10 protein-coding genes are annotated in these 13,830 nt (G+C 48.0%); 4 read left to right on the top strand and 6 right to left on the bottom strand.

Going from position 1 to position 13,830, the window contains the following annotated elements:
• The first annotated feature begins 342 nt into the window (after positions 1-342).
• Positions 343-678 (top strand): helix-turn-helix domain-containing protein, encoded by a 336-nt coding sequence (locus tag Q1M04_RS03685; RefSeq protein ID WP_300346095.1) that lies wholly within the window; start codon positions 343-345, stop codon positions 676-678.
• 52 nt (positions 679-730) lie between these two features.
• Complete coding sequence (locus tag Q1M04_RS03680; RefSeq protein WP_300346097.1) at positions 731-1,984, top strand: tyrosine recombinase XerC; 1,254 nt, start codon at positions 731-733, stop codon at positions 1,982-1,984.
• A gap of 221 nt (positions 1,985-2,205) precedes the next feature.
• On the opposite strand, the gene Q1M04_RS03675 is transcribed toward Q1M04_RS03680, so the two are convergent.
• A complete protein-coding gene (locus tag Q1M04_RS03675; RefSeq protein WP_300346099.1) occupies positions 2,206-5,178 on the bottom strand; it encodes a DUF1016 N-terminal domain-containing protein in 2,973 nt (990 codons plus the stop codon).
• A gap of 268 nt (positions 5,179-5,446) precedes the next feature.
• Here Q1M04_RS03675 and Q1M04_RS03670 point away from each other — a divergent pair, with 268 nt between their 5' ends.
• On the top strand, positions 5,447-7,870 hold the full coding sequence (locus tag Q1M04_RS03670) for an ATP-binding protein (protein ID WP_300346101.1): 2,424 nt from the start codon (positions 5,447-5,449) through the stop codon (positions 7,868-7,870).
• Between the two features lie 521 nt (positions 7,871-8,391).
• Here Q1M04_RS03670 and Q1M04_RS03665 read toward each other — a convergent pair.
• The 5 genes from Q1M04_RS03665 to Q1M04_RS03645 all read right to left on the bottom strand — a co-directional run bounded on the left by Q1M04_RS03665 (position 8,392) and on the right by Q1M04_RS03645 (position 12,157).
• On the bottom strand, positions 8,392-9,024 hold the full coding sequence (locus Q1M04_RS03665; protein WP_300346103.1) for a TRADD-N-associated membrane domain-containing protein: 633 nt from the start codon (positions 9,022-9,024) through the stop codon (positions 8,392-8,394).
• 758 nt (positions 9,025-9,782) lie between these two features.
• Positions 9,783-10,694: a recombinase family protein gene (locus tag Q1M04_RS03660; RefSeq protein WP_300446570.1), complete on the bottom strand. Its 912-nt coding sequence runs from the start codon at positions 10,692-10,694 to the stop codon at positions 9,783-9,785.
• Positions 10,695-10,726: 32 nt separating this feature from the next.
• A complete protein-coding gene (locus Q1M04_RS03655) occupies positions 10,727-11,221 on the bottom strand; it encodes a recombinase family protein (protein WP_300346107.1) in 495 nt (164 codons plus the stop codon).
• Between the two features lie 247 nt (positions 11,222-11,468).
• Positions 11,469-11,630 carry a hypothetical protein gene (locus tag Q1M04_RS03650; protein WP_300346109.1) on the bottom strand — a complete coding sequence of 54 codons (162 nt, stop codon included), beginning with the start codon at positions 11,628-11,630 and terminating at the stop codon, positions 11,469-11,471.
• Positions 11,631-11,662: 32 nt separating this feature from the next.
• Positions 11,663-12,157, bottom strand: coding sequence for a recombinase family protein (locus tag Q1M04_RS03645; protein WP_160573134.1), 495 nt, complete (start codon positions 12,155-12,157; stop codon positions 11,663-11,665).
• 464 nt (positions 12,158-12,621) lie between these two features.
• On the opposite strand from Q1M04_RS03645, the gene Q1M04_RS03640 reads away from it, so the two are divergent.
• Positions 12,622-13,599: a PD-(D/E)XK nuclease family transposase gene (locus Q1M04_RS03640; protein ID WP_300446563.1), complete on the top strand. Its 978-nt coding sequence runs from the start codon at positions 12,622-12,624 to the stop codon at positions 13,597-13,599.
• Positions 13,600-13,830 lie beyond the last annotated feature (231 nt).

Below are 13,830 nucleotides of genomic sequence, written 5' to 3'. Positions count from 1 at the left end.
CGATGTACCTTGAAAAACAGGGCGCCGCACCCTCATATTGCCAACGGGCACGTTGGATATGCGGCCCCAAAAGGGAAAGCCCCGTGGATGGAGTGCGCCATGATCCCGGCAGAAAGCGGGAGAGCGGCACATCGCACGGAAGCAGGCTGTGGCGGCCTGTGGCCATGACCCGCATATTCTCACCATGATACGCCATCCCGGCTATGGTCCGAGCGGTAGCCACCCCGCCGCAGGCCGTAGGGGGTGCCTGAAAGCCGCAGGGGGTAAGTCCCGTGGAGCGGCCCTGCCAGCCGCCGCCCGTTGGCCTTGGTACAATATTTACAGAGTAGAAAGGAGTTCCTTGTGGATATTTTTTCTGTCATCGAAGAAAACGCTGCAAATGAGCTGGTCCAGCGTGCGGCGGAGCTGCCTGTGCAGCCCACAATTATGGACATCGCAAATTTCCTGGGCGTCAGCCGCTCAACCGCATATAAGCTGGCGCATTCGGAGGGGTTTCCTTCTATCCAGCTCCAGGGCTTTCGCAGACTGCTGATCTCCAAAAAGCTCTTTCTGGACTGGTTTGTAAAGCTCCTGCAGGAAAATGGTACTGATTTTAATTTTACTGCCAAGGAAGGGATTCAAGACATTGGTTCCAAAAACGATAGATATTGTGAATCAAGGAAAAGAGTGATAGAATGAACATGTGTAAAGGCGGGGCTGTTGCTCTATGATAAAAGGGAGGACAGCTTTTATGCCTGAAAAGAAATTCGGTTCCATTCGCCAGAAACGCGAAAACTGTTGGGAAGGGAGGTATTCTGTCAACGGTGAAAAGCACAGCTTCACCCGCCCGACGCAGGAAGCATGTGAGAAGGAGCTTGCCAGGCTTAAACGGGCATTGAAATGCGAGGAGGGCCATGCAGGGCGTGGGCCAACGCTGCTGGAGTATTTGAACACATGGATGACGGAGTACGGAGAACCTACACTCCGTCACTCCACTTATGTCACATATGACGGATATTTCAACAAGCATATCGCGGGCCACGCAATTTCCCAAAAGCCTGTGAGCGCGATAAGCGGCAAAATGCTTCAGAAGTTTTTCACAGAAAAAGGCCAGGAAGGCCGGTTAGACGGAGATATGGGCGGGTTATCGCCTAAAACTCTCCGAAATATGCGAAACGCATTGAATGTTGCACTGAAACAGGCTGTTTTTGATGGAATCATTCCGGCAAACCCTGTTCAGGGCGTCCGGCTTCCCAAGGATAAGCAGAAGGACCGCCGCGTACTTTCCAGGGCGGAGCAGAGCAGTTTGGAAAAGGCTGTCAACGCATCTCATGATATGTGCGTGCAGGGGATTATCGTTGCCTTGTATACGGGGCTTCGGATTGGTGAACTTTTGGCTTTGAAATGGAGTGACATCAATCTGGACGCCTCGCCCGCCACCTTGAGAGTGCGGGCAACCCTTGCAAGGCAGGCCACTCCCAAGGAATATGATCGGGATTACGAAATCATCCGGCATAAGCAGGGGCAATCGACCGCTATTACGGTCGGTGATACGAAAACCAGCAATTCCAACCGCAAGCTCTATTTGCCCGAGAAGGCTCGGGCTGCGCTTTGCAAGCTGAGGCAGTGGCAGGATGTGATGCAGAACACCTTTGGTTCCGCCTGGGGCAGGGAGGGCTTTGTGATTACGACCCTGAAGGGCGGCCCCATGGAGCCTAGGACTTATTCCGACAAGCTCGATGTGATCGTCCGTGCAATCGGAATCCCCCATGTCAATTTCCACGCGCTCAGGCACACGTATGCCACGAGAGCCGTGGAGAACGGCATGGATATCGCCTCGCTGTCCCGGAACCTTGGACACGCCAATATCTCCACCACGCTGAATATGTATGTCCATCTGTTGGACGAGCAGCAGCGTGCGTCCGTCAAGATTTTCGACCAGGACGCGGGGCTGAAACCGGCTGCTGAATATGATGAACCCATTAACGTCCTGCCGGAAGACTAGGACCTATCCACCAATGTCCCACAGAGCCAAAAGCCCGAAGAGGTAAACGCGACGTGGGACAGTGGTGGGACAAAGGAGTAATCCAGGTGGGACAGGAAAAGAAGAAAGCCTATAACCGTTGCGATTACAGACTTTCTGTGCAATAAGCGGTCAAAATCGATTTTTCACAAATTGCAATCAAAGGACAGTTACTCCGTAATAAAATGGCCCCATTTGAAATTTCAAATAAATTTTCCTGTTACACTCTCCGGGGCACTTCGGATCTCCTCCGGCGTTCCAGCGGCCACGATGCGGCCTCCCGCCTCTCCGCCGCCGGGGCCCATATCAATGATATAATCGGCACTGCGAATGATATCCAGATCGTGTTCAATCACAACGACCGTGGCGCCGCTGTCAATGAGCGTCTGGAACACGCCCAGGAGTGTCCGCACATCCAGCGGGTGCAGGCCGATGGTCGGTTCATCGAAAATAAACACAGAATCGTTCTGGGCCCTGCCCATTTCGCTGGCCAGCTTCAGCCGCTGGGCCTCACCGCCGGACAGACTGGGCGTTTCCTCGCCCAGCGTCAGATAGCCCAGGCCCAGATCCCGCAGGACGTGGAGGCGCTGGCTGACCAGCTTTTGATCCGCGCAGGCCTCCAGCGCCGTGTTGACATCCATGTCCATCAGCTGCGGCAGGGAAAACGCGCCCCCCTGTTTGCCGCGGAGCATGACCTTTCCCGCCGTCCGGCTGTACCGGCTGCCGCCGCAGTCCGGGCAGGGGATGTCCACGTCTGGAAGAAACTGCACGTCCAGGCTGATGACACCGGTTCCATCGCAGGTGGGGCAGCGGAGAGAGCCGGTGTTGTAGGAGAAGTCCCCGGCCTTGTACCCGTGAGCCTTGGCGTCCGGTGTGCGGGCAAAGAGCTTGCGCAGCTCATCGTGGACGTTGGCATAGGTGGCTACCGTGGAGCGGACATTGATCCCAATGGGCGTGGCATCGATCAGCTTGACCTGCCGGATGCCCTCCGCCTCCACGGACCGGATATGCTCCGGCAGGGCAGTCCCTTGAATCGCCGCCATGAGCCCCGGCATCAGGCTCTCCAGGATTAGTGTCGTCTTGCCGGAGCCGGACACGCCGGTGACCACCGTCAGCCGGCCCTTGGGGATCTCCACCTCCAGCGGCTTCACCGTGTGGATGGCCCCGGTAGAGAGGTGAATCCTCCCGTCTGAGAAGACATCACCCTCCGCCCGCTTCCTCTCGATCTTCGCTGTGCCGGAGAGGAACGGCCCGATCTGGGACGCCGGGTTTTGCTTGATCTCCGGGAGGGTCCCCTCCGCGATGACCTGCCCGCCCCGGCTGCCCGCCTCTGGTCCCATCTCAATGAGCCAGTCGGACTCTCCCAAAATCTGTGTATCATGGTCCACCAGAATGACCGAGTTTCCATCGGCCACCAGGTCGTGCATCACGCCGGTCAGCCCCACGATATTCGCCGGGTGCAGGCCGATGGAGGGCTCGTCCAGCACATAGAGGACGCCCGTGGTGCGGTTGCGCACCGCCCGCGCCAGCTGCATCCGCTGTCGCTCGCCGGTGGAGAGGGTGGAGGAGGCCCGGTCCAGGGTCAGATACCCAAGACCCAGATCCATCAGGCGTTTAGCCGTCATCTGGAAGGACTCGCAGATGCTGTTCGCCATGGGCCGCATTTCCTCCGGAAGGGACTCCGGCACAGCGGCCACCCAGGCGGTCAGATCCGCCAGGGTCATCCGGCACGCCTCCTCCAAAGAGATCCCCCGCAGCTTTGGGCCTCTCGCGGCTTCGGACAGCCGGGAACCATGGCAGTCTGGGCAGGTCTCCTGCTTCAGGAATTTTTCCACCCGCTTCATGCCCTTCTCATCCTTGACCTTGGACAGGGCGTTTTCTACAGTGTAGACCGCATTGAAATAGGTAAAATCCATCTCTCCCGCCGCGCCGCTGGTCTGGTTCTGATAGATCATGTGCCGCTTGACTGCCGGGCCATGGAAGACGATCTCCTTTTCCCGGTCGGTCAGTTCCCGGAATGGGACATCTGTGCGGACGCCCAGTTCACGGGCGATATCCTTCATCAGCGACCACATCAGCGTCTGCCAGGGACGCACGGCCCCCTCGTCTATGGTCAGGGAGTCGTCTGGTACCAGAGTGTCAAGATCCACCGTCCGCACCGTTCCGGTCCCATCGCAGGTGCGGCAGGCCCCTTGGCTGTTGAAGGCCAGCTCCTCGGCGGAGGGTGCGTAGAAGCTCGTTCCGCATACGGGGCACACTAGTTCCTGTCCAGCTGCTACGGCCAGCGTTGGGGGAAGATAGTGCCCGTTGGGGCAGCGATGGCTAGCCAGGCGGGAGAACATGAGCCGCAGGCTGTTCAGCAGCTCCGTCCCGGTGCCGAAGGTGCTGCGGATTCCCGGAACACCCGGCCTCTGGCGGAGGGCCAGCGCAGCGGGGACGTACAGCACCTCATCCACCTGCGCCTTCGCCGCCTGGGTCATCCGGCGGCGGGTGTAAGTGGAGAGGGATTCCAGGTATCGGCGGGACCCCTCGGCGTACAGTACGCCCAAGGCCAGCGAGGATTTGCCGGAACCCGATACGCCGGCGATGCCTACAATTTTGCCCAGCGGAACGTCCACATTGATATTTTTCAGGTTGTGAACCCGCGCCCCGCGGATCTTGATTTTATCTGCCATGGCGTCTTCCTCTTGATGTGTTCTCTGTAACTCCACTGTAGCGGAATTTTCCTCAGTATAGCACGCAGGATTTGAAATGTCGAGGGAGGAATCTATATGAACAGCAGCATCGATTTTTTGCCGGAGTTCCAGTTTCGACCACCTGAACTGTTTAACCGCATGGATATACCACTCTCGCTCTCGAAGGGCCAGATCTGCCTCCAGAATGACTACGTTCTGCGTCCAACCGAGGGCCATAGCCTCAGCCAGCACCGCCGGAGTATTCTCATAGGTATGATAAAACTCCCGCATCCGACGCAGGTTCCGGGGAGAGAAGCCGGAGGCGCCAGGGTACGCAGCCCGCAGATACTCCGCTGCGGCGACAGCGGCGCCTTTTTCCGGCCTGCCGCTGACCAACCGGCCAATTTCGCAGTACAGTTCTGTCTGCGGCAGGTCTTCTGCCATCAGAGCGTCCAACGCCGCGAACATGGCGCTGTAGTCTATCGGTTTTCTGACGTTCATCCAACTTCTCCTTTCTGGCGCGGGTGCGCCTATTTTCTTGTTGTCTGCTATTTGAGATTGCTAACGGGTAAGCCCTCGGCTAGAAACCGAGGGCTTGGTTCCTTAGCAGTACAAAACTTTTGACACTGTCCTTCCACCAAAATAAAAACTTCAGTGATCTGACTCAGTAGCTCTGTGATTGCTTCCCGATTCCATAAGTGAGTTAACGACATTCGCAATTGTTTTTCTTGTCGAAATCTGTTAGAATATGACAAGAAGGAGTGATATAATGTATCTATCCATAAAGCAACACGATCAATTCCGCACTTTATTAATGAGTTTTGAAGTCCCATTTCGATCATATGCAGCAGAAACAACTTTGACAACATACGACGATTTTACAAAACTAAGAAGTGCCCTATTGAGTAAACGCAGTACCATTTCGCCCGCTGACCCAATGCTTCTCCGTACTGTCTTGCCCAAGATGCAATATCAAGATTTATATGATCGCCTTGCGGCAGCTAAAAATAGTATAGGAACTCCTATAGTTGCTGTTGAGCAGGATGTACCAATGGTTGGGGCTTTAAATATTGTAACATTTTCTTTTACCAATCTTTTTCGGGATTTATATTTGCTTTTCGGTGGATATTCCAGTTACTGTGTTTTGGCAGAAAAATATCGGTATGCTCGTAACAAATTGGAACATCCAGGTTGTAAGACTTTAGAAGATACAGATTTAATCCCTGTATTGTCATTTGTAAAAGATATTACCGAATTTCTCAACAGCAAATATTTTTTTCAAAAAGAACGCTCAATAATTTTGCAGGAAATCGCAATTCTTCAAAATCGTCGAATCGATATCCCTATTCCAAAACATAATTTCTATGATATGCCATATGATAACTCAAAAATCGTATGTCGCCAGACAGAAATTGATCGGCTAAAAGCTTTTCTCTGTGGCAATCCAGGGGATCTCCGGAAGAGACACTCTTGCTGTGTTTTTGGGTACGGTGGAGTGGGTAAAACTGCGCTTGTTTTGGAGGCGATTAAGCAGATTGTCCAAGATTTATGGGATGAAAGAGTCCTTAATGACTACCACCCGCAATATGTGTATTTTTTCTCTGGCAAACGGCAACGACTGGACTTATCAGTCGCAAATGGTAAAATAATTGAAAAACCTCTTCACAGATTTTTTGAGAATACAGATGAGTTGGTACAGCATATTTTTGCATCCCTGGGTGTGTCTGGGTTAAGGAATTTTCATGAGGAAGGGATTATTGTTGTTGATAATCTTGAGGCACTTTCCACCCAAGAACGAGATAAGTTGAAGTATTTTATCGAAGCCCAAACACCTCCTGAAATGCAATTTCTCATTACATCTCGGAATAGTGAGGACTATGAGGTCAATTATAAATTATCAGGATTTGAAGATGACAGTGGTGTCAAATTTGTCAGAGAATATGTTGAAGAGAATGCACTAGATATCGACCTTAAAACGACCGAAATAGATGAGTTGCTTGCGCTTTCTAAAGGAAACACGCTAGTGCTTGCTTTGTGTTTGCGCAGACTTAGTCAACAACTCTCTAGCCTCAGTGGTCTTCAAGCGGAATTTTCTAGCTTCAATGCATGGAAAAATTTGCGGGCAAGTCTTAAGCATTACCCCGGAAATGCATATGAGGTTATTAGTGAATTCATGTTCAAAGACACTTTTGAAGAAATTGAAACTGTCTTTGCTGGAGACTCCAGTTTATTTTACAAGATCCTCAAAATATTTGCAGTTTACCAGGATGACGGAGTAGATGTGAATACGATTTGCCTTTTAGCTAAGGAACCCTACCCCAAAGTCGACTCTGTGGTGGATACTCTCTGTAACTATTTAATTCTTGAAAGGAGCAGTGAGCAATATAGCCTAAATAAATTCGCAGAGAAATATATCATTAATCGTTTTATGCCAGATGCTACAACTTTTAGCAAAATGTCCAATGAAATACAGCAACGCGAAGCCCAAGTAAAGCAAGCACTCGAAAAGCTGAATTTTGACATTGAACGACGGCCTGAACTGGCAAAAATTATGAACGATTGGTACATTATTTCGGATAGTGACAAAATAACTGCAGCCCGTATGTATAATCTATACGGGGAAGCTCACAGAGAATGCCGCAAGGACAGTTCTCTCAAAGCACGCTGGGCACTGGAGGAGGTTATTAAAACCAGCGAAGAAGCAGAAAGTCTTACAGCCCACCCATATGTGAAATATCAAAAAGCGCGGATTTTACAATTAATTGACCGTTCTAACTTATTGGATGAAAAGCATTCTCAAGAAATTGTTAATGGGTTTCGTACGGCTATTTTTGTTATCAAAACGGTTGACCAGTTTTCCGCTATTCAGAGAACAAAATCATATGCATCTCTGTTGTGGTTGTTTGGCCAGTACTTGTCTGATATTGGCCAGACAGAAGAAGCTATTCATTATTTAGAGAGTGGTCGAGGTGCATTTGAATTATTAAAAATCGAGGACAAAGAATACTATCAATGTCTTTCAAAATTGGGAATGTTGTATTTAAATTATTTTAAATTAGATCGCATTCACCGTAGTAGATATTTGGAAATGTCTCAAAGTATTAGTCAACGGTTGCAAGAAAATCGCGAGAATCTTGGAGATACTAAAAGATATGCTGACAAGTTAAAAAATCAGCTGCAAGCTATAAACTAGTAGTCGGCACTATGAGTTGTACAACCATAAAACCTCATTGGAATAATGGCCTTTCATGGGTGGCTGGCACAAAGATACCGATCCATGAGGCCATCGTTTTCAATTTGGTTCGCACCGATGCTGACCGTTTTAGGACTTTATCCATCTAGTATGCTTTTCATGGGAGAACAGTTTATTAAAATTGCTTCCAGTTTTGCTTGTTGGAGAAAGAATGACTTGTTGTTCCGGACTGACAACAACTTCCATCGGAGGTGTTTCGGGACAGATAATGTTCAAATGTCAAGTGCACCACCCGAACCTCATCGCGATTCACTGCTGGTTCACCATCCCCGTCAGCACTACTGCATCACATCAATCTCCTGTTTCTGCATTACGATAATGTTGCGTATTATGGATCGTCACATTATTGTAATACAGAAGCCGAGAGTGTTTTTGAGGGGTGTTGCCGGTAAAAATCTAGTTTTAATAGTACGAAACGTGGCTGCTTTGCGATAAAAGAGAGCAGTCACGTTTCAATTCAATTACTTCCTATTCATATCTGATACTTTACTCTCCTTATCCTTTACTTGAATATCTATTTGTTTTCTGATAATCTCTATGTACATGTCTTCCTTTTTTCCTTCGCTCAGCTTATCAGCTATATTAACCGCTGATAAAAACTTTTCGTTTTCATGTAAGGAATCATAATAATAATTAAGCTGTAGTGCAGACTTGTTGTGAATCCATAAAACAATGCCTGATATAATTTCTGTAATTGCCCCGCATAGAGCCGCAATAATTGATATGCCTTTGAATGTAGCTATCCCCGATGCGGCAATTATTACCACAATAATTCCAACCACTGAGGAGACAATAGAAAAGTAAAAAGAAAATTTTGATTGATTTTTGCTAATCCTAAAATACTCTTTTATTTCAATATGATTCTTTAGCATTTCTGCAAGTATATCTGAACCATTCAACAATTCCTCTGAGTTTTTAGCTTCATTGATTTCTTTCTTGTTTTTCTCACTGTTGGTGTTTTTAATTAAATTTAATTTCTCGTCAATTCTTTCAAGCAAATACCTTTCATATCTATTTTCAGAATATATCCCGGAACTACTTCCATGTCTAGCGGAGTCAGCATCGTTCTCTGGATCCGTAATTGCCAGAAACACAGTGCATATCAAGTTTAATAGTGTTAATACAATTAAAAAACGAAAAATTAACTCTAATTTTAAATTCGAGGGCAAATATTTAGTTAAATATAGTGATGTAGACATCAAAAAAATAAGACTTTGTACGCACATCACAGAAAGTCTCTTGTTAAAACTTGAATATGCATACGCAAATATAAAAGCATTAACAATATAGATCTCGGAATAATAATTTTCAAATTCGAATTTTGATCCAATAAAAAGATCATACGAAAAATGGAGAAAAAATGGTAAAATGCCTAAACTCAAAAATATTGTCAAACTCTGCAATTTTTTTATTCTTTTACTCATTTTTCTTTATGCCCCTTCATATACATTAATTAAAACACGTTTTAGTCTATTGCACTTATCATTAATATTTTCACCCAATTTAGCAGTGTCGACTGCATTTGGCAAGTTGGTTCCTCTATATGGCAATAGAGATGAGTTGTGCTTTGTTCATATTTTTAGCTCAGCACGGTCATGATGACTACTTTGTTTTAGGCACTTTTTATTCTCAATTCTCGGTCAGGCGCGGTTGTGGAGCAACTCCTAACTTAAATATATTCACTCCTCTTCACTTCTATAGTAACATATTCCTTTTATAATTTCAATTCCCCAATAAGAAGTAAAAATCGGTTTTTCCTTAAAAGCCTTGCGGGAGAAAGCCTTCATGTCTCGGCTCGCCATTTGGTCAGCTTATAAGGCATATGCTGTTTTTATCGGAGCATACTTCGTATCTAAGATTGCTTAATTTTATGGGCCTGATTGACAACCTCAAAAAGTTCTCTGCTTATAATTGCCGGATGGTGCTCATGTATCAAGTACCTTTCCAGTTTACCGTTGTTTTTGATTTGTTTTCCGGAGAACAAATCTTCTACAAATGTTTTCTGAAGTAAAATATCACCAGTGTATTTTTCATTTCGTAATAGCTTATTGAGTGTTTCACGGCTCCAGCGAGCTTTCCCGGTAGGTGATGTGATTCTACTCTCATACAGCCAATCCGAAATTGTTCCAAGGCTGCATCCGTGAACCCTCATCTCAAATATTTTCCGGACAATTTCTGCATCAGGTTCATCAACAGCCAGTTTTCCATCGGCCCCTCGTTTGTAGCCAAAGCAGATAAATTCAGCATAACCAGAGGTGCCTTTTTCAAATCCTCGCTTGATGCCCCATTTGATATTCCGGCTTATATCCTCGCTCTCCGCCTGCGCAAGAGCGCAATATGCGGTCAGCAGTACTTGGACCTGCTGTTCATTGAGCCGCATGTTCTCTTGTTCAAAGTAAACATCTACGCCTAAGCCCTGCAGCGCCTGTAATGACTTCAGCATGTCAAGGGTATTCCGACCGAAGCGGCTGATCGATTTGGTCAGGATCAGATCAATTTTCTTTTTCCGACATTTGTTGATCATCTTGTGGAACGCCGGTCGCTCTTTCAGATTCAAGCCTGTAGCCCTCTCCGAAAAGACACCAGCATTTTCCCAATTAGGATTCATACAAATTCTCTGGGTATAGTATCGCTCCTGTAATTCGATACTGCTGGTCTGTTCTTCCAGATTTGTGCTGACCCGACAATAGGCAGCTACACGAAGATGCCGCAATTCTATAGGCCGGTCATCTTGCGTGGAAGGTATCTCTATGACATTCCTCATCTTTACACCTCCCATGCGTTTTCTCCATTCTATCAAAATGTGAAGCGCATAGCAACCGTGTTTTCAGGGGTTTTGGTGCGCTTGAGTTTCTCCAGCTGCACCTTTCTGAAAAGCTCATCAGAAATAATGGCCTCATGGGAACCGGTGTAGAGATACCGTTCCATGAGGCCATCGTTTTCAATTTGAATCGCACCGGTACTGACCGTTTTCTGGAGCAGTACCCGGCCTGTGTATTTTTCGTTAGAAAGCAATTTATCAATTGCCTCACGGTTCCACTTTGCTTTGCCTGTCGGAGAAAGGATTCCCTGCTGTTCCAGGCCTGCAGCAATTTTCCCCAGGCTGTTCCCATACAGATACTGCTCAAATATCCAGCACACCACCTGGGCCTCATCGGGATTCACTGTCAGCTCACCATCAGGGCCGACATTATATCCATAGCATTTGCGGTGAGCCATCTTGGAACTTCCATCTTGAAAGCCTTTTCGAAGGCCAGCTTTGATTGCTTCACTTTTTTGTATCATATTCATGATAATTTTTCTCCTATAAATAAAAATACCGCAGTGAAACTACTGCGGTGCAAAGTTTATAAAGTTTTTTTATATAAAAATTGACAGACCGCTCTCTTGGCGGTCTGTCAACCTATCTTGCAATAAGTGGTCAAAATCGATTTTTCGTTGAATCCTATGCGGCACAACGATTCAGGAAGAAAGGCTGATGCCGGAGAGGGAAAAGCAATCACTTTGTTGTCTGCCGGTATTGACTTTTATCAGTCCTTTATGGATCTGTTTTGCGTGCCTGATTGATTGTTTCAAACAGCTCCCTGCTGGTCTGCTCCTCCAACTCCGTGCTGACCCGGCAGTAAGCAGCTACACGAAGATGACGCAGTTCCATTGGACGATGGTCTTGCGCAGGAAGAATTTCAGTCACCTTTCGCATTCGCACGACCTCCCGCAGTTTTCTTCATTATATCAAAGCGAGAGCTTCATGGCAATGTGATTTTGCGGCTCTTTGGAGCGGCTGAGTTTCTCCTGCTGTACCGCCATAAACATCTCGTCAGAAATAATGGCCTCATGGGAGCCGGTGTAGAGATACCGTTCCATGAGGCCATTGTTTTCGATCTGGACAGCGCCGATACTGAGCGTCTTCTGGAGCAGCACCCGTCCGGTGTATTTTTCGTTGGAGAGCAGTTTGTCGATGGCTTCCCGATTCCATCTGGGCCTGCCGGTGGGGGAGGGAATGCCGTGCCTTTCCAGACCCGCAGCAATTTTTCCAAGGCTGTCACCAGCAAGATACCGTTCAAATATCCAGCTCACCACCTTGGCTTCGTCCGGATTTATTTCCAGCTCTCCATCAGAATTGATCGTGTATCCGTAGCACTTACGCCTTGCCATTTTGGAGCTGCCGTCCTGAAAGCCTTTCCGGAGACCGTTCTTAATTGCTTCACTTTTTTGTATCATGTTCATGATAATTCTCCTTCTATAAATAAAAATACCGCAGTGAAACCACTGCGGAACAACGAGTTTAGTATGTTCAATATAAAAAGTTGACAGACCAGCCCCTTGGCGGTCTGTCAACTTATCATGGTTGCGGAGACAGGACTTGAACCTGCGACCTCCGGGTTATGAGGCATCCGAAAGGGGTTTCAGGAGAAAACTCCAGTCTCACCAGTCGCAGTATTCTCAACTTTTTGAGATTTGAGGCAACTATTGAGACGAAAGTTGCACCAGTCTCACACGATAAGCATCGGATAAGCATCAGCGATCCAGAAAATTTCCCGGATTTTCTTCGGGTTAGGTAAAAAGGGCGGTCATGGAGGAGGCTCCTTGGCGGCCCAATACATTTGCTTGTTTTCAAGTCCAGGCGTCCGAAAAAAGGGTGGACGCGTCCGCAAAGCTGTGATAAAATGAGGCAAAGAAGGTGAGGAGCGATGGACGAAAAAACCACAATGGCCCAGGGTCTGCATAGCACAGATGACGGAGCGGGCTACGACGCGGCCTGTAAACGGGTCCTCTCCGAAAAAACGATTCTGGCGAGAATTATGAAAGCCTGCTTAGCGGAGTACCAAGACTGCCCGGTGCGCGATATCGAGGAGAAGTATATTGAGGGCCAGCCCCAGGTGTCCAGCGTTCCTGTGTTGCCGGACGAGGAAGGAAGCGTTATCAGCGGCCTGGATACGGAGGACAAATCCGTTCACGAGGGAACTGTTACTTACGATATCCGCTTCCGCGCCATTGCCCCTGACTCCGGGGAGCTAATCGGCCTGATCGTGAACGTAGAAGCTCAGAACGATTTTTACCCAGGGTATCCCCTGACGAAGCGGGGAATATACTATTGCAGTCGCATGATTTCCTCTCAGTATGGCCGGGAGTTTACGGGCTCTCATTACGAGAAGCTCAAGAAGGTCTATTCCATCTGGATCTGCATGAATCCACCAAAGAACCGGGAGAATACCATCACCCGGTATCATCTGACCGAGGAGCACCTTGTAGGCGAGGCGGTGGAGCCGGTCCAGAATTACGACCTGCTGTCCATCGTCATGCTGTGCCTGGGCGGGCCGGACGGTGAAAATTACGACGGCGTACTGCGGATGCTGGATGTGCTGCTCTCACATGAAACCAGCGAGGCGGAGAAACGGAGGATTCTGCAGGACGATTACGATATTCAAATGACGCGGGCCATGGAAAGCGAGGTGTCGGTTATGTGCAATTTGAGCAAAGGTGTTATGGAAAAGAGCTGGAAAAAGGGCGTGGAGAAGGGTATAGCTGAGGGCTTAGAGAAGGGTATCTTGTCATCTATCGAAAATCTTATGGAAACGATGGGTTGGACACTTGACCAGGCTATGACCGCGCTAAAAGTGCCGGAAGCTGAACGGCAGTCCTACCGGAACCTGCTGGAAAAGCAGTGATAAATCAAACGCTGGGAATCAATCATGGTTCCCAGCGTTTCGCTGTAATTATAAAAAAACGAGAATGCGATAGAACAAAATTGCCAGAAAAGCAGATAAAGAAAGGTTGGAGTCAAAAAATGTGTGGAGTCATGAACCACACCCCAATTTTTTACAATTTTTCAAATATCTCTAGAAAAATCGACAGCAGGGTGCTATAATATAGTTACAGGATAATCTGCAATTATCCGC

Source organism: uncultured Oscillibacter sp., assembly GCF_950073225.1.
Classification (GTDB): Bacteria; Bacillota; Clostridia; order Oscillospirales; family Oscillospiraceae; genus Oscillibacter.
The sequence above is the reverse complement of the archived record's forward strand: the minus strand, read 5'-3'. Positions and strand labels throughout refer to the sequence as shown.